The 15913-nt window shown below is 39.8% G+C and carries 20 protein-coding genes; 14 read left to right on the forward strand and 6 right to left on the reverse strand.

Annotated features, from left to right (window positions below; all coding sequences use genetic code 11):
• Complete coding sequence (locus tag LBYS_RS08350) at positions 1–828, reverse strand: endonuclease/exonuclease/phosphatase family protein (RefSeq protein ID WP_013408432.1); 828 nt, start codon at positions 826–828, stop codon at positions 1–3.
• Positions 825–3098 carry an ATP-dependent helicase gene (locus LBYS_RS08355; RefSeq protein ID WP_013408433.1) on the reverse strand — a complete coding sequence of 758 codons (2274 nt, stop codon included), beginning with the start codon at positions 3096–3098 and terminating at the stop codon, positions 825–827. Before LBYS_RS08355 ends, LBYS_RS08350 begins: the two co-directional genes overlap by 4 nt.
• Before the next feature lie 180 nt (positions 3099–3278).
• Between LBYS_RS08355 and LBYS_RS08360 the strand changes: the two genes are divergently transcribed.
• Genes LBYS_RS08360 through nadD form a run of 4 tightly spaced genes read left to right on the forward strand, consistent with a single transcriptional unit; the run spans position 3279 to position 5421 of the window.
• Complete coding sequence (locus LBYS_RS08360) at positions 3279–3881, forward strand: sigma-70 family RNA polymerase sigma factor (RefSeq protein ID WP_013408434.1); 603 nt, start codon at positions 3279–3281, stop codon at positions 3879–3881.
• Positions 3882–3899: 18 nt separating this feature from the next.
• Positions 3900–4190 (forward strand): hypothetical protein, encoded by a 291-nt coding sequence (locus LBYS_RS08365; RefSeq protein ID WP_013408435.1) that lies wholly within the window; start codon positions 3900–3902, stop codon positions 4188–4190.
• Between the two features lie 59 nt (positions 4191–4249).
• A complete protein-coding gene (gmk, locus tag LBYS_RS08370) occupies positions 4250–4852 on the forward strand; it encodes a guanylate kinase (protein WP_013408436.1) in 603 nt (200 codons plus the stop codon).
• Entirely contained in the window at positions 4849–5421 is a 573-nt protein-coding gene (gene nadD / locus LBYS_RS08375; RefSeq protein ID WP_013408437.1) for a nicotinate (nicotinamide) nucleotide adenylyltransferase, read from the forward strand. The genes gmk and nadD overlap by 4 nt, the downstream gene beginning before the upstream one ends.
• Here nadD and LBYS_RS08380 read toward each other — a convergent pair.
• Entirely contained in the window at positions 5415–6173 is a 759-nt protein-coding gene (locus LBYS_RS08380; protein WP_013408438.1) for a type III pantothenate kinase, read from the reverse strand. The two genes, nadD and LBYS_RS08380, sit on opposite strands and share 7 nt — an antisense overlap.
• Before the next feature lie 177 nt (positions 6174–6350).
• On the opposite strand from LBYS_RS08380, the gene LBYS_RS08385 reads away from it, so the two are divergent.
• From LBYS_RS08385 to accC, 8 genes are read left to right on the forward strand one after another with little or no spacing between them, the layout of a single operon-like run.
• Complete coding sequence (locus LBYS_RS08385) at positions 6351–6911, forward strand: YceD family protein (protein WP_013408439.1); 561 nt, start codon at positions 6351–6353, stop codon at positions 6909–6911.
• Positions 6898–7083, forward strand: coding sequence for a 50S ribosomal protein L32 (gene rpmF / locus LBYS_RS18755; protein WP_013408440.1), 186 nt, complete (start codon positions 6898–6900; stop codon positions 7081–7083). Before LBYS_RS08385 ends, rpmF begins: the two co-directional genes overlap by 14 nt.
• 13 nt (positions 7084–7096) lie before the next feature.
• Entirely contained in the window at positions 7097–8044 is a 948-nt protein-coding gene (gene plsX, locus LBYS_RS08390) for a phosphate acyltransferase PlsX (protein ID WP_013408441.1), read from the forward strand.
• A 17-nt stretch (positions 8045–8061) separates the two neighbouring features.
• A complete protein-coding gene (locus LBYS_RS08395; protein ID WP_013408442.1) occupies positions 8062–9048 on the forward strand; it encodes a beta-ketoacyl-ACP synthase III in 987 nt (328 codons plus the stop codon).
• 9 nt (positions 9049–9057) lie between these two features.
• Positions 9058–9693, forward strand: a complete 636-nt coding sequence (locus LBYS_RS08400; protein WP_013408443.1) for a hypothetical protein — start codon at positions 9058–9060, stop codon at positions 9691–9693.
• Positions 9694–9695: 2 nt separating this feature from the next.
• Positions 9696–10265, forward strand: a complete 570-nt coding sequence (efp, locus tag LBYS_RS08405) for an elongation factor P (RefSeq protein WP_013408444.1) — start codon at positions 9696–9698, stop codon at positions 10263–10265.
• A gap of 36 nt (positions 10266–10301) precedes the next feature.
• Complete coding sequence (accB, locus tag LBYS_RS08410) at positions 10302–10763, forward strand: acetyl-CoA carboxylase biotin carboxyl carrier protein (protein WP_013408445.1); 462 nt, start codon at positions 10302–10304, stop codon at positions 10761–10763.
• An 11-nt stretch (positions 10764–10774) separates the two neighbouring features.
• A complete protein-coding gene (gene accC, locus LBYS_RS08415) occupies positions 10775–12118 on the forward strand; it encodes an acetyl-CoA carboxylase biotin carboxylase subunit (protein ID WP_013408446.1) in 1344 nt (447 codons plus the stop codon).
• 35 nt (positions 12119–12153) lie between these two features.
• On the opposite strand, the gene LBYS_RS08420 is transcribed toward accC, so the two are convergent.
• Both LBYS_RS08420 and LBYS_RS08425 read right to left on the reverse strand, forming a co-directional pair.
• Positions 12154–12495 carry a DUF2853 family protein gene (locus tag LBYS_RS08420; RefSeq protein WP_013408447.1) on the reverse strand — a complete coding sequence of 114 codons (342 nt, stop codon included), beginning with the start codon at positions 12493–12495 and terminating at the stop codon, positions 12154–12156.
• Positions 12496–12545: 50 nt separating this feature from the next.
• Complete coding sequence (locus tag LBYS_RS08425) at positions 12546–13376, reverse strand: hypothetical protein (RefSeq protein WP_013408448.1); 831 nt, start codon at positions 13374–13376, stop codon at positions 12546–12548.
• Positions 13377–13432: 56 nt separating this feature from the next.
• Between LBYS_RS08425 and LBYS_RS19270 the strand changes: the two genes are divergently transcribed.
• Positions 13433–13603, forward strand: coding sequence for a hypothetical protein (locus tag LBYS_RS19270; protein WP_013408449.1), 171 nt, complete (start codon positions 13433–13435; stop codon positions 13601–13603).
• A 120-nt stretch (positions 13604–13723) separates the two neighbouring features.
• Complete coding sequence (locus LBYS_RS08430; protein WP_013408450.1) at positions 13724–15487, forward strand: phospho-sugar mutase; 1764 nt, start codon at positions 13724–13726, stop codon at positions 15485–15487.
• Here LBYS_RS08430 and LBYS_RS08435 read toward each other — a convergent pair.
• Entirely contained in the window at positions 15473–15904 is a 432-nt protein-coding gene (locus LBYS_RS08435) for a type I restriction enzyme HsdR N-terminal domain-containing protein (RefSeq protein WP_013408451.1), read from the reverse strand. The two genes, LBYS_RS08430 and LBYS_RS08435, sit on opposite strands and share 15 nt — an antisense overlap.
• Positions 15905–15913 lie beyond the last annotated feature (9 nt).

Below are 15913 nucleotides of genomic sequence, written 5' to 3' on the forward strand. Positions count from 1 at the left end.
TCATTTTTTGATTTCAAGATCCACCACTACAGGAAGGTGGTCAGAAGGGAATTTTTGTTGGTAGCTATCCGTCAGAGTAGCGTACTTCTTGACTTTAAAATGTTCTGAAACAAAGATATAATCAATCCTATCTTTCAACGCAGCATCATATTTGAAGGCATTAAACGTACCTATAGGTCCATAAGGAGGCATCTCGCTAGCATTGAATGTATCATTATAGTGCTGAGAAATATACACTACTTGTTCTGTATCAGGAGTTGAATTCAAGTCTCCCATGGCTATAACAGGTAACTTTCCCGCTATCTCTTTCATCTTAGCTACCAAGAGTTTACCTGAATTCCTTCTGGCTTCTACCCCTTCGTGATCAAAATGAGAGTTAAAAACATAAAACTCCTTTTTAGTAACTAGATCCTTGAACCTAGCCCAGGAACAAATTCTGTTGCAACATCTGGCATCCCAGCCTTTCCCCGGTACATCAGGCGTTTCACTATACCAAAAATCTCCGGACTTTAACAGTTTGAACCTAGAGGTCTTATAAAGTATAGCCGAATGTTCTCCCGCAGATTTCCCGTCCTCTCTTCCTGAACCCGTATAGGCGTATTCTTTCATTCTCAGCATGTCATCCAACTGATCCTTAAAAGCCTCTTGCACTCCTACTATGTCAAAATCATGATATCGAATAAGTTCATTTACCTTATCCTTTCTCAGATTCCAATTATTCACCCCGTCATTCGCCCTATTCATACGGATATTATAAGACGAAATCCTAAGATTCTGCGCAGATGCCTGAACAGATAAAAGCAAGATTAGAATAAAAAATCCTCTCATAAGATTCTAAGTTTAGCAAAACTCAAAAGTAAGGTTTTTTCTCCTTCCCTTTCAAATAAGATATGTGCTTTTGTACTACCGGAGAATGCTTCCAATTTTTTCACCTCACCAAATCCAAATTTTTGGTGTTCTACTTTATCCCCAACCTTCAACTTTGAGGTATCTGAAGGTTCAAAATCCGCGGATGGCACATGTGCCTGAACAGGTGGCTGGACGGGCTTCAGGGCGTTAGCTGAGGCACGCTTCACCGGCTCACCTATCACCACCGGTCGCGTAGCCTGTTTCTTCGGAGCAAAGGAGGGCTCAAAGGTTTGAGGTATACCTTTGTCGCCAAACCTCAAATACCTGCTATCTATTTCCTCTAAAAATCTACTAGGCTCACAGTACGTTAATTTACCCCAAGTATACCGTTGCTGAGCATAACTCAGGGTCAACTGTTTCTCAGCTCTGGTTATGGCAACGTAGAAAAGTCTCCTTTCTTCTTCTAAATCATCCCGGCTTTTCAGCATCATTTGAGAAGGGAAAAGATTCTCTTCCAATCCCACCACAAACACATGCTTAAATTCAAGACCTTTTGCTCCGTGTATGGTCATCAGAGTTACCTTTTCAGCATCTCCATCATCGTCTTCATCAGCCGTGGTCAAAAGAGAAACAGTTTGTAAGAAGGAGCTTAATGACTTATCTTCATTTTCATCATTATCTACAAAACTGCGAATGGAGTTCAACAACTCTTGCACGTTTTCGTGTCTGGCTACACCTTCCACGGTCTTATCCATGTATAATTCATGAAGAAGTCCACTGGTTTTCGCTACGTGCATAGCTAAGGTATGGGCGTCTTTACCTTCCTCCATCATCACCGTATAGCTCTTGATAAGATCTGCAAATCCTGCCACGGCATTGGCGGTACGCCCTTCCATATAGAATTGTATATTACTAACGATGTTCCAAATGGAGGTCTGGTGTTCAGAAGCTAAAACTATGATCTTAGCTACGGACGTATCCCCTATCCCTCTTTTGGGAGTGTTAATAATACGTTTAAACGCTTCTTCGTCCTGCTGATTAACGGTAAACCTTAAATAAGCCAGGATATCTTTGATCTCCTTTCTTTGGTAGAAAGAAAGACCTCCAATGATCCTGTATGGAATATCTATCTTTCTTAAGGCCTCTTCAAATGCCCTGGATTGAGCATTGGTTCTGTATAGAATGGCAAAATCTGAATTCTTTAGTCCTCTTAATCTCCCCTCGAAGATCTCATGAGCAATCAATCTGCCTTCTTCGTTATCAGACATTGCGCGGATAACTTCTATCTTCTCTCCTTCTTCGTTATCAGAAAATATATTCTTTTCTAATTGGGCCTTGTTCTTAGCGATTACTGAGTTTGCAGCATTCACTATGTTCTTTGTAGAACGATAGTTTTGCTCCAATTTTACCACCTTTAGATCCGGATAATCCTTCTTAAAGTTTAGGATATTTTGAATGTTAGCACCACGGAAGGCATAAATACTTTGAGCATCATCCCCTACCACGCAGATGTTTTGGCTTACGGCAGCAAGTTTTCTGGTTATCAAATATTGGGAAATGTTCGTATCCTGAAACTCATCCACCATTACGTGTCTGAATTTATGCTGATACTTATTTAATACGTCCAAATGATCTCTAAACAATACATTCGTATTAAATAGGAGATCATCAAAATCCATGGCATTTGCAGAAAAACAACGTAAGGCATAAGTCTTGTAAATCCGTCCCAACTCCGGCATTTGTGCAGCAATATCCTCTGCCGCAAAACTAGGATTTTCATTATACATTTGCCAAGAGATCAGATTGTTCTTAGCAGCGGAGATACGGTTCAAAACGTAATTGGGCTTATAAGCTTTATCGTCTAAACCCATTTCTTTGATGATGGAACGCAGTAAGGATTTACTATCGTCCGTATCGTAGATGGTAAAGTTTGATGTGTAACCCAACTTATGCCCGTCAAATCTTAGGATCTTAGAAAAAACCGAGTGAAAGGTACCCATCCACAAGTTCTTAGCTTCCGGACCTATGACCTTTTCTATACGATGCCTCATTTCTTCTGCAGCCTTGTTCGTAAAGGTCAGTGCCAAAATATTAAAAGGATCTACCCCTTTTTCGATTAGATAGGCAATTCTATAAGTTAAAACCCTGGTTTTACCGGATCCTGCTCCGGCTATAATCATTAAAGGGCCATCAATATGTGTTACGGCCTCCCTTTGAGGCTCATTCAATCCAGCTAAATAATCTTTCACCTATCAAAAATCTAAACTTGATACAAAGATAGCTATTCCTATGTAAACCACCTTACCCATATTTTTCAAGTGGCGCATAGGCAGTTCAGGCCCAAAAAATTCCACTTCGGCTCAATTTTCTCCTGTTTTGCATGAAAGACATCAAATATTCAAGTATTTTTGCACAAACCATCAAATTACATGGAGGAAGAAGAAATAGAAGTAAGTAAACCCAAATATACCGATGAAGAAAAGCATCGGATATTCAATCAAGAGTTTATGCCACAGATAGACTCCATGTACAACTTTGCCTATCGTTTAACGAATGATGAAGACGATGCGAATGACTTGTTGCAGGACACCTACATGAAGGCATTTCGTTTTATCAACTCGTTCCAACAAGGCACAAATGCCAAAGCTTGGTTATTTAGAATCCTTAAAAACAGCTTCATAAACGACTACCGAAAGAAGAGCAAAGAGCCTTCAAAAATTGATTATCAAGAGGTAGAAACCGTTTATAATTCCAATGAGGATGCGGAGGTGGAAAGTACTACAGATCTGCGCATTGAGGCCGTCCAGGACCTTATTGGAGATGAAGTAGCCACTGCTCTAAACAGCCTTCCTGTAGACTTCAGAACCGTCATCATACTATGTGACATCGAAGGCTTCACTTATGAGGAAATGGCTAAGATTCTAGACATCCCTATAGGTACCGTTCGTTCAAGATTGCACAGAGCCCGGAACTTATTGAAGGAGAAATTGCGTTCTTATGCAAAGTCCATGGGATATAAAGAATTGAGATGATACTAAACCTTTTTAGCAATGGCTTCTAGCAATCAGGAACACAATAAGTGTGTAGAAAAAATGGTACAGTCCGTTTTAGACGGCTCTAAGACCATTGAAGAATTTAAGGCTCGCATGGAGGAGTGCGAGGAATCTCCTGAAACCACGGATGAACTAGAAAAAATCATTCGGGATTGCCTCAAAAACAAAGTAGAACGTAAATGCTGCCCTGAAAAGATCGTTCAGGAATTAAAATTAAAAATTGGTATTGGAGTTCTTTTAGCTATAGGTTTAGCACTTAACTTGAAAGTAATACAAGATATCTTATAATCATATTTTAGATCGATATAAAGAACCACCTATCAGGTGGTTCTTTAGCATTTATAACAATGAAAGGAAAAGCCATCATATTCTGCGCTCCATCCGGGTCAGGAAAAACTACCCTTGTTAAACATTTATTGTCGCAATATTCTAATTTAGGTTTCTCTATTTCTGCCTGTACACGTGACAAAAGAGGGAGAAATGAGATTCACGGAAAAGACTACTATTTCCTTTCCATTGAAGAATTCCAAGAGAATATCCGCGCCAATGCCTTTGTAGAATGGGAAGAAGTTTATCCAGGTGGATATTATGGCACCTTAAAATCAGAAGTAGAGCGCCTTTGGAATGAAGGAAAAAACGTCATCTTTGACGTAGATGTGAAAGGAGGCCTTAAATTGAAGGAATACTTTGGAGAGGATGCCTTGGCCATCTTTGTAAAGGTTCCATCCATAGAAGAACTTGAAGCTCGCCTCAGAAGCAGAGGCACGGAAACGGAAGAAAGCCTTTCCAAAAGATTATATAAAGTCAAATTCGAAATGTCATTCCAGGATAAATTTGACGTGGTTCTTTTAAACGATAATTTGGAAGAATCTCAAGAGAAAGCAGAAAACCTCTACACCACTTTCCTGGAGGGAAATCTAAATCTAGATGAAAAACCTTTGAGGGTATGAAAATAGGTTTGTTCTTCGGTTCATTTAATCCTATACACGTAGGACATCTGATCATTGCGGATACTATGGCTACGGATACCGACTTAGACAGAGTCTGGTTTATCGTATCGCCTCAAAATCCTTTCAAGAAGAACAACTCTCTCCTCCATGAGTTTGATAGGTATACTATGGTGGAGAGAGCTATTGCAGATAATTACCGTCTAAAAGTTTCAGATATAGAATTCACGCTCCCTAAACCAAGTTATACCATTGATACATTAACTGTCTTATCAGACAAGTATCCGGAGCATGAATTTGTGCTAATCATGGGGGAGGATAATTTGGTACAATTTGAGAATTGGAAGAACTATCAGAAGATTCTGGAATTCTTTACGATCTATGTATATCCAAGGCCAAATACTCCTGCGCATCAATTCCACGATCATCCAAAGGTAAGATTCATCCAGGCACCTCTATTAGATATCTCTGCCACTTACATTAGGAAGCGGATTCAAACACATCAAGAGATCAAATATCTGGTAACAGAGCCTGTGGAAGCTTTGATCCGACTAAAGAAGTACTATCAATGAGTTTGACCGTAGTAATACATACCCTTTAAGGTAAGGTCAGGTTGAATATCTACGAATATGTTTTGAAGTTCTGTAATGGTTCCGGATAATCCGCCTGTAGCTAAAACTTTTAATTCTCTTCCAAATTCCTCACGAATCTTCTGCACCAATCCTCTTACTAAAGATTCGTACCCGAAATAGATCCCACTTTGGATAGAATGAAGGGTATTCTTTCCCACTACCGACTTTGGCTTTTCTATCCTAACCTCGGGAAGTAAAGAAGTAGCTGAAAAGAGCGATTTAAGGGCGGTATTTAATCCCGGCACTATGGAAACACCCTGAATAACACCCTGACCGTCAACTAAAGTAAAGGTTAGAGCCGTTCCAAAATCCACCACCAAACAGTCCGTCTTATGCTCCGTATAAGCGGATAAGGCATTTAAAAACAAGTCAGACCCTAATTCCTCCGGCATGTCTATGTTAATTTTCAGGACATGACTTTTTGAAGGGGCTACCACTAAGGCACGCAGCTTCAGAAATTTTTCACAAAAACTAGTAAAGAACGGAGTAAGAAGGGGGACAACGCTGGAAATCACTGCTTTTTTTATAGAGCTCTTCTCAATATTATGTTCTAGCATAAAATTAAGAATACGGTATTCAAAGAACACAGAATTCTCGCTCTTCAAGGAACGGATCCTGAATTTATGCCTAAGATTCTCACCTTCAAAGAATCCCACTACGGTATCCGTATTTCCAACGTCAAAAACTATCATATTTTACATGAAATCACCGCCAATATAAAAGAGAAAAATATAAGTATTGCTATAAACCAAAATAAACCTTTGTGAGCAGTACTCCCTATGATAAAGAGATACTCTCCTACTGGAATGCATTTTATCCCTCCAAAACTTTTAGAAATGAAAAAAAGGAAGTAAATTTGCGTCCTTTCTGTGAAGAGTGTGAACAAGGAGATCTCTAAATATGATATTCTGATTCATGGGCTGGAAGATAAGACTTACACCTATGAATTCGAGGGAAACGATGATTTCTTTCGCGAATTTGAGCAGGAAATAATTGAAGGTGGAACTTTCAAGGTTAAAGTAACTTTAGACAAGAATGCCACATTTATAAAAGTAACTTTAGATATAAAATCTAAATTACGTTTAGAATGTGATAGAAGTTTAGAGACTTTTGAAGAGGAATTTAATTCTGAAGCCGTACATATCTACAAATACGGTAGTGTGGCGGAAGAGATGACAGAGGAGATGGAGGTAATACCTTTTGGTACCCCAAAACTAAATCTGGCTCAGCTCATCTTTGAATATATTCTACTTCAAGTACCGGTAAAGAAGCTTCATCCACGCTTTAGAACAGAGGATGGAGACGAAGAGGGAACTATGGTTTATATAGACCCTAGCTTCCAAAAAGAAGAACAAGAGGAAATACAAGACCCACGGTGGGCAGCATTAATAAATTTAAAACAAATATCAGAAAGCAATGGCACATCCTAAGCGAAAGATATCGAAAACGAGAAGAGACAAGCGTAGAACGCACGATACACTTACCTTGAAGCAGTTGTCAGTTGACGCTACAACAGGTGAAATTCACCGTCGTCATACCGCTCACGTTAGCGAAGGTAACCTTTACTACAGAGGTAAATTGGTAGTAGAGAACTATCAATAAAAAAATTAAATACATGTCGATGAAAAGAATTGCAGTCGATGCAATGGGAGGAGACTATGCCCCCAAGGCGGTAGTTGAAGGTGCTGTAATGGCAGCTTCTGAACTTCCTGAGGATTATCAGATTGTTTTAGTCGGCAGAAAGGATGCAATGTTAGAGGTGCTACGTCCTTTGACGTACAGAGCGGGTTCTATTGAGATGGTAGAGGCTGCTGACGTCATTGAGATGGGAGAACATCCTACTCGGGCATTTGGACAAAAACCCAATTCCTCCATAGGGGTTGGGTTTAAACTTTTAAAGGAGGGGACTGTATCAGCATTTTGCTCAGCCGGAAACACGGGAGCTATGATGGTAGGGTCTCTGTTTACTTTAAAGACCGTTGGTAATATCCAACGTCCACCTATTGCAGGATACTTACCCTTAAAAGGGGGATCATACGGGATCATGCTTGACATAGGAGCTAATGCAGACTGTAAGCCGGAGGTCCTAAATCAATTTGCTGAATTAGGAAGTACTTACGCAAAATATACCCTGAACCTGGAAAATCCTCGCGTAGGCCTTTTGAACATAGGCGAAGAGGAAGAGAAAGGTAATACAGTGGCTCAAGCCACCTACCAGTTGTTAAAGAACAACAAAAAGATTCAATTCATAGGAAACGTGGAAGGCCGTGATATTTTCAATGGCAAAGCAGACGTAATCGTAACGGACGGTTTTACCGGAAACATCATCTTTAAGATGGGTGAGTCCATGTATGAACATGCTTCCTCTGTAGGAATAGAGGACGAATTGATTGATAGGATGAACTACGAGGTGGTAGGAGGCTCTCCTATTATCGGTATTAACGGTAATGTAATTGTGGGACATGGAATCTCCAGCCCTACAGCCGTAAAGAATATGATCCGTTTGGCTCAACGTCAAATTGAATCTCAAGTTGTAGAAAAAATCAAAGAGGCTTTTGCCTAAATCGAAAAGTTAATCCCATGGGTTTAAGAGCGGCGATAACAGGTGTTCACGGATATGTACCTGATTATGTACTAACTAATGCCGAGTTAGAACAAATGGTGGACACCAATGATGAGTGGATCACTACCCGTACCGGCATCAAAGAAAGAAGAATTCTAAAAGGAGAAAAACAAGGAACCTCCGTGCTTGCTACTGAAGCAGTAAGAGGTCTATTGGAAAAAACCGGCACATCCCCAAAAGACATTGACCTGGTGATCTGCGCTACGGTAACTCCTGATTATATGTTCCCTTCCACTGCAAATCTTGTTTGTACTAATTTAGGTATTCCTAGCATTTGTAGTTTTGACCTGTTAGCAGCTTGCTCAGGTTTTATTTATGCCCTAACTACCGGAGCACAGTTTATTGAATCCGGACGTTATAAGAAGGTCATAGTGATAGGTGCAGACAAAATGTCTTCTATCATTGATTACCAAGACCGTACCACCTGTGTCTTATTCGGTGACGGAGCTGGAGCTGTATTATTGGAACCAACTACCGAAGACTTAGGAATCGTAGATTTCTTATTACATTCTGATGGTAGCGGTGGTGAGTATTTGATGATGAAAGGAGGAGGAAGCGTTTACCCTGCTTCTCACGAGACCGTAGATGCCCGTATGCATTATATCAAACAAGAAGGTCCTCAAGTATTCAAATTTGCCGTTACAAACATGGCTGAAGCGGCAGCAGCCATCATGGAAAGAAACCAGTTGACTAGCGAAGACGTAGACTGGCTCGTTCCACATCAAGCTAATAAACGTATCATAGACGCTACCGCTAAAAGAATGGGCATAGGCGAGGATAAGGTCATGCTTAACATTCAAAAATACGGAAATACTACTGCAGGTACCATTCCTTTATGTCTATTTGATTATCAAGATCAACTGAAAAAAGGAGATGATTTAGTGCTTGCAGCCTTTGGTGGTGGATTCACCTGGGGATCTATGTATATAAAATGGGCAATTTAATATACAACTATGAGAAAAATAATCTTATCAACTTTACTGTGCATGGCCCTTACCCATGTTCAGGGACAAAACATACGAACCTTTAATAACTTAGAATTATCTTCGTCTTTTTCGAAGAATACGAACCAGTTCGCTTTGTATTGGGGTGAATCATTTCAAATGAAGAAACCGGTTCCTTTCCGATTTTCAACGGGATTAAGATTGTCTTTTAACAATAGAACAAAAGGCATATACCCTGTAGATGAAGGAACTAATTTCAGTCAAATAGCTTTTGATAAGCGCCCAAGGTATACTACCTTTGCTTTGCCTGTAGGTGTAGAATTCTTTTACAAAGACATAGCCATAGGAGCATTCCAAGAATTGGTATCCTTAAGTGGAAAGAAAAAATACGATTCCACTTATACCTCATTAGCTGCAAAAGAAACTTTGAGAACCCAAGGGTTTTCTCATGTTTTCGGAGCTAAACAAAATTTAACAGGAGGAGTATACCTGGTTTATACCTTTAATGATTCCTTCTCTATTAAAGCCGGATATAACCGCATCTCCTCTACCTTTACTAGACGTAAAGAGGAAAAAGAGCTGGGTTATGCCCGCCTGAACGAAGACACCTTTACACTAGGAATACGATTAAATATTGAAAAATAAAGATGGCAACAACAGCAGATTTCAGAAACGGACTTGCCCTGGAGTGGAATAACGACCTTTTTACCATAGTAGAATTTCAACATGTAAAACCAGGTAAAGGCGGGGCCTTTGTTAGAACCAAATTAAAAAACATCAAAACCGGTAGAATCTTTGAAAACACTTTTACTGCAGGTGAAAAAGTGACTACTGCTCGTATTGAAAGACGTACCTTCCAATACCTGTACAAAGATGAATTAGGCTATAACTTCATGGATAATGATACCTTCGAACAAATCTCACTTGAAGAATATATGGTTCCTCAGGCAGATTTGATGAAAGAAGGCTCAAATGTAGACATCCTCATCCATGCAGAAACAGAAACTCCTCTATCTGTAGAAATGCCTGCTTATGTGGAATTAAGAGTAACTTACACTGAACCAGGTGTAAAAGGTGATACTGCTACTAACGCCAGCAAACCGGCTACGGTAGAAACAGGTGCTACCATTAAAGTGCCTTTATTCATCGATAACGATGAATTGATTAAAGTGAATACTTCAACGTATGAATATGACTCCCGCGTAAAGGAGAAATAAGTACCTTTGTTACATAAACATTGAAACAATCCCGATATGGATACTAAAGAAATTCAAAAGCTGATCGAGTTTATTTCTAAAACAGACCTCAGCGAAGTAAAAATTGAAACTTCTGACCTGAAAATTCAGGTTCGTCGTGGAGGTGGAGAAGCAATCAAAGTAGTTCCTGCTGCTGCTCCGGTAGTTTATGCTGAACCTGCTGCTCCCGCACCAAAAGCTCCTGAAGTAAGTGCAGCTCCTGCTCCTAGCTCAAGCAAAGTAGTAGAAATCAAAGCTCCGATGATCGGTACTTTCTATCGCTCTGCAGGTCCGGATAAACCACCATTTGTAGAAGTTGGTGACGAGGTGTCCAGCGGTAAAGTAATATGCATTCTAGAAGCCATGAAGCTGTTCAATGAAATTGAATCAGAAGTGTCTGGTAAGATTGTTAAAATACTAGTGGATGACGCCACTCCGGTAGAATACGACCAGCCTCTGTTTTTAGTTGAACTAGCTTAAGTTAAAATCTTATGTTTAAAAAAATTCTTATAGCCAACAGGGGGGAAATTGCCCTGCGCATTATCCGCACCTGTAAGGAGATGGGGATCAAAACGGTTGCCGTATATTCTACAGCAGATAAAGACAGCTTGCACGTACGTTTCGCTGATGAAGCCGTATGTATAGGACCAGCTCCAAGTAAGCAGTCTTACCTAAACATGCAAAGCATTATATCTGCAGCAGAAATTACAAATGCCGACGCCATCCATCCAGGATATGGCTTCCTTTCTGAAAATGCAGAATTCTCCCGCATCTGTGATGCGTACAAAATAAAATTCATTGGTGCTTCTGCCGAGCAAATCAACCAAATGGGCGATAAAGCTACTGCGAAGGAAACCATGAAAAAAGCAGGTGTACCCGTTATTCCAGGTTCTGACGGACTTCTATCTTCAGTGGAAGAAGGAAAAGCCCTAGCAGAGGAAATTGGTTATCCTGTGATCATCAAAGCTACTGCCGGTGGTGGCGGTAGAGGTATGAGAATCATTCGTCATGCAGACGAGTTCCAAAAACACTGGGAAGATGCTAAGATGGAATCAGGTGCAGCCTTCGGAAATGACGGCCTTTACCTTGAGAAATTCATCGAAGAACCGCGCCATATCGAAATTCAGATCGTAGGTGACCAGTACGGCAACGTATCCCACCTATCTGAACGTGATTGCTCTATACAGAGAAGACACCAAAAGCTGATAGAAGAAACTCCTTCCCCAATAGTTTCTCCTGAATTAAGAGAACAAATGGGTGCAGCAGCCGTAGCCGGAGCGAAAGCAATTCGCTACGAAGGTGCCGGAACTATAGAATTCTTAGTGGACAAATACGGCAAGTTCTATTTCATGGAAATGAACACCCGTATTCAGGTAGAACACCCTATCACGGAAGAAGTGACCGGATTTGACTTGATCAAAGAACAAATCAAGGTAGCCGCAGGTGAGCCGGTATCTGGTACGCATTACTACCCTAACCAGTACGCTATGGAGTGTAGGATCAATGCTGAAGATCCTAAAAATGGCTTCCGCCCTAGCCCCGGTGTTATTAAACAAATTAATCTACCGGGAGGACATGGAGTACGCGTAGACTCGCATGTATATGCAGGATATGTGATCCCTCCTAACTATGATTCCATGATCGCGAAACTAATCGTTTCCGCGCCTACAAGAGAAGAAGTAATCGTAAGAATGAAACGTGCACTGCAAGAGTTTTTCATTGACGGAATCAAAACTACCATTCCTTTCCATTTGAAGATGATGGACGATGAAACCTTTAAGTCCGGATATTTCAATACCGGTTATTTAGATAATTTCGATTTCTCCGACTTATAATAGAAATGGCCTGTTTAAAACAGGCCATTTTCATTTTATTTAGAGTATAAACTTTCCTTTCCGAACTTCTTAGCTAACCAAGCGTAAACCACCACTCTATATTTATTACGATTGCTGGTTCCCAATTTTACCATCGCCTCATCAATAGCAGCATCTAATTCGGGACCATCCTTCAATCCTAACTTTTTGATCAAGAAGTTATTTTTTACGGTTTCTTTTTCTTTTGAATCTGATCCTGAAACTTTAGAAGAATCAGCATTATAAATAGATGGCCCTAATGATTTAGCCACTGCTACGATCAACTCATCACTTAATCCTAGTCCTAATTCAGAATTTTGTGCCTTGTACAGGGCCACGTTTTCGTCAAATTTGCTCATTTCTTAATAGTTAAAAGGTGAAAAATACTTACAATTTAGAATATTTGAAATTATATCCTACTCTTATATGAATAAAATTTACGCGAATTCCATCTTCCCTGTATTCCAAAAACCAGAGAGCCCATATTCTCGCTAACCTTGAAATTTAGTGGGTATCTACCCCCTAAGTACTCTACGGAAAATTGATGGGATAAATAATCCGGCTTCCTAAATATACCTTTAAAAAACACTAAAATCTCTAACCTCTCCGTAATATTTCCTTTTAGCTCCGCGATTACCTCTCCATATATAGGACTTCGAGAATGGTTCAAAGTAACATAGAAATGCGATAAACTTTGACTTTGTATCTCTTCATTCACGTCAGTCTGAAATTCCCCAAATGCCTTTGGATTAGAATGCACCAAAAAACCTGCACCAAGCCCTAGATTAACATAGGCATTATTCGTCACTCTATTTAAATTTAACACCTTACGTTTAACCGTTACAGGAAGGTAAAGTTGTGTACTATTCATCCCTATCCCGAAACCAGGATAATCAGGTGTGGAATAAACTCTGGAACTAAAATTATTCTTAGTTTGAACTATCCCTGTCTCGAAAAAATATGTATTGTTCAGATTAAAACCAATTATTCCTTCCAGCCAACCCTTGAAAGAAGTATGATTCATTCCAAAATTCTCAAACCCACTACTTTCCCCATTATAGGATTTACGTAAAGCACCACTAGCCCCTACATAAAAGGTAGTGAATTTGGATTCAAGATTAGGAAGGTTCTCTATTTCATGGCTCACTTTCCTATGGCTAAAATCCTTATAATACTCCTCCTCTTGCGCTATACATTTTAAGCTAAAAAAAAGGGCGCAGAGAATTAATGGGAACTTCATGACTCAAACTTTGAAATTTTTAAATTTAGGTTTATTTTTGTAAAAAATTAACAACCATGAGCAAAATATCATCTCACGTGCCTTCTTGGGCAATGCTTGTAATATACTTACTGTGCTTGGTTATCTTAGCAGTTTTTGGTGACCTTTTTACATTTATCGTAGGTACCTTCATTCTGTCTATCGTATTTAGAAACGGATATAACCGTACACATTTAGAAGATCATTAATCGTATATATATATACGTTCCAAAGAGCCTGACCCTGAAAGTCAGGCTTTTTTTTTGTTTTGACTGTAAAATAGCCTAGGGTTTCCTTATATTTGAACCCAACTTTTATTCTAAATTACTATGTTAAAACAGCTGAAACTGGATGCTGCGGCAGAAAAAAATATAAAAACATGGTTACGCGGTAAATATGATCAAGATACTAAAGATCAACTTCAGCAGTTGATTGATTCCGGTAACGTAACTCAACTTACAGATTCATTCTATAAAAATCTGGAATTTGGCACGGGTGGTATGCGCGGAGAGCTGGGGATTGGTAGTAACCGCATGAATAGATATACTGTAGGTGCAGCTACTCAAGGGTTAGCAAACTACCTCAATAAGGTTTTTGAAGGACAAGAGATCAAAGTGGCTATTGCCTATGATAGCCGAAACTACTCTCCGGAATTTGGTCAAATAGCAGCTGATATACTCTCAGCAAACGGCATCACCGTTTACCTTTATAAGGCCCTTAGACCTACTCCCCAACTTTCATTCACCGTTAGAGAATTAGGCTGTAATGCAGGTATTGTTATTACTGCATCTCACAACCCTAGAGAGTATAACGGCTACAAGGTGTACTGGAATGATGGTTCGCAGGTAGTGGCTCCGCACGACAAGAACATAGTGGCAGAAGTGAATGCCATTACGAATGTCAAAGACATCAAGTTCAGAGGAGTTAAGAAAAGAATAAAAAGCATAGGAGAAGCCCTTGATAAAAAGTACCTGAAAGCAGTTAAAAGCATAGCTGTTTCTCCTAGAACCATAAAAAAACAAAAGGACCTAAAGATAGTATTCAGCCCTATCCACGGAACCGGGATAACCATGGTTCCTGCGGCTTTGGCTCAGTTGGGCTTTGAGAACGTAACCGTCGTTGAAGCCCAGGCCACTCCTGATGGCAACTTCCCTACCGTAGTTTATCCCAACCCGGAAGAGAAAGAGGCCATGACCATGGCTTTGGAATTAGCTAAAAAAATAGATGCTGACCTGGTGATTGCCACTGATCCTGATTCAGACCGCGTAGGTATGGGAATTAAAAACCCCGAAGGAGAATGGGAACTTCTAAACGGTAATCAAGCTGCCAGCTTAATCATCTATTACCTACTTAAAGCCTGGAAAAAGGCAGGAAAACTGACCGGAAAAGAGTTTGTAGCCAAAACTATAGTGACTACAGACCTGATAGACGCCATGGCAGAAAAAGCCGGAGTTAAATGCTATAACACATTAACCGGATTCAAATACATAGCTCAGGTTATCCGCGAAAAAGAAGGTCAGGAAACCTTTATAGGAGGTGGAGAAGAAAGCTATGGTTATTTGATAGGCGACAAAGTACGGGATAAAGATGCCATTGCCTCTTGTGCCATGATTGCTGAACTTACCGCATTCGCCAAACAGAAGGGAATATCATTATTTGATTTCCTATCTGAAATGTACAAACAGTTTGGTTTCTACTATGAAGGCCTGGTATCAGTAACCAAAAAAGGTAAAACTGGTGCCGAAGAGATCCAGCAAATGATGGCTGATTTTCGTGCAAATCCTCCTAAATCCATTGCAGGTTCTAAAGTGATCAGAATGGATGATTATAAGAGCTTACAAAGAAAAGACTTCAAAACAGGTGAGGTTACGGAAATCCCGGGTGGAAAATTAGGAATAGAAAACTCTAATGTTTTACAATTCTTTACCGCTGATGGGACCAAGTTTACTTGTAGACCTTCCGGAACTGAACCTAAAATCAAGTTTTATATCGGTGTTAAAGGAAAATTAAAGAACAAGAGTGAATTCTCTTCAACTCTGGCATCACTTAAAGAGAAAGTAGCCTCAATAGTGACAGAATTAAACCTGGGGTAAAGGAAGCTCTCTTATCTGAGTAGTTTTTTGATTTTCAAAATCTATATGAAAACAAAAGGTAGAGGAACCATTAGTTACGCATAAATAAGGAGCCTGTAGGTTTACATTATACCTACTGGCCTGTTCCACTACCTTAGAAGTTATTTTAACGTCTGCAGCCTTACATTCTACCAGCATGTAAGGCTGTCCTTTTTGATCGAAGACCAAGATATCTGTTCTTTTCGCCAATCCGTGGTAAGAGGTAGGAAGTTCTGTCCTAAGTAGAGACAGAGAATAACCTAAAACATCCAAAAGATAATGAATGAAGGTTTGCCTGACCTTTTCTTCGGGGGTTAACACCAAATATTTTTTCCTAGTAAGATCAAAAACATAGGTCACATCCCCTACTGTTTTCAGTTTCAATCCATTTCTTTTCACGCGCTCGGG

It is taken from the genome of Leadbetterella byssophila DSM 17132, from assembly GCF_000166395.1.
Classification (GTDB): Bacteria; Bacteroidota; Bacteroidia; order Cytophagales; family Spirosomataceae; genus Leadbetterella; species Leadbetterella byssophila.

Coding starts and splice junctions, on each gene's coding strand:
- LBYS_RS19270 (WP_013408449.1), top strand. CDS start 13,433: ATGAGCAAAATATCATCTCACGTGCCTTCTTGGGCAATGCTTGTAATA.
- nadD (WP_013408437.1), top strand. CDS start 4,849: ATGAAAATAGGTTTGTTCTTCGGTTCATTTAATCCTATACACGTAGGA.
- accB (WP_013408445.1), top strand. CDS start 10,302: ATGGATACTAAAGAAATTCAAAAGCTGATCGAGTTTATTTCTAAAACA.
- efp (WP_013408444.1), top strand. CDS start 9,696: ATGGCAACAACAGCAGATTTCAGAAACGGACTTGCCCTGGAGTGGAAT.
- LBYS_RS08430 (WP_013408450.1), top strand. CDS start 13,724: ATGTTAAAACAGCTGAAACTGGATGCTGCGGCAGAAAAAAATATAAAA.
- LBYS_RS08350 (WP_013408432.1), bottom strand. CDS start 828: ATGAGAGGATTTTTTATTCTAATCTTGCTTTTATCTGTTCAGGCATCT.
- LBYS_RS08395 (WP_013408442.1), top strand. CDS start 8,062: ATGGGTTTAAGAGCGGCGATAACAGGTGTTCACGGATATGTACCTGAT.
- LBYS_RS08420 (WP_013408447.1), bottom strand. CDS start 12,495: ATGAGCAAATTTGACGAAAACGTGGCCCTGTACAAGGCACAAAATTCT.
- rpmF (WP_013408440.1), top strand. CDS start 6,898: ATGGCACATCCTAAGCGAAAGATATCGAAAACGAGAAGAGACAAGCGT.
- LBYS_RS08400 (WP_013408443.1), top strand. CDS start 9,058: ATGAGAAAAATAATCTTATCAACTTTACTGTGCATGGCCCTTACCCAT.
- LBYS_RS08365 (WP_013408435.1), top strand. CDS start 3,900: ATGGCTTCTAGCAATCAGGAACACAATAAGTGTGTAGAAAAAATGGTA.
- LBYS_RS08425 (WP_013408448.1), bottom strand. CDS start 13,376: ATGAAGTTCCCATTAATTCTCTGCGCCCTTTTTTTTAGCTTAAAATGT.
- LBYS_RS08380 (WP_013408438.1), bottom strand. CDS start 6,173: ATGATAGTTTTTGACGTTGGAAATACGGATACCGTAGTGGGATTCTTT.
- accC (WP_013408446.1), top strand. CDS start 10,775: ATGTTTAAAAAAATTCTTATAGCCAACAGGGGGGAAATTGCCCTGCGC.
- gmk (WP_013408436.1), top strand. CDS start 4,250: ATGAAAGGAAAAGCCATCATATTCTGCGCTCCATCCGGGTCAGGAAAA.
- plsX (WP_013408441.1), top strand. CDS start 7,097: ATGTCGATGAAAAGAATTGCAGTCGATGCAATGGGAGGAGACTATGCC.
- LBYS_RS08360 (WP_013408434.1), top strand. CDS start 3,279: ATGGAGGAAGAAGAAATAGAAGTAAGTAAACCCAAATATACCGATGAA.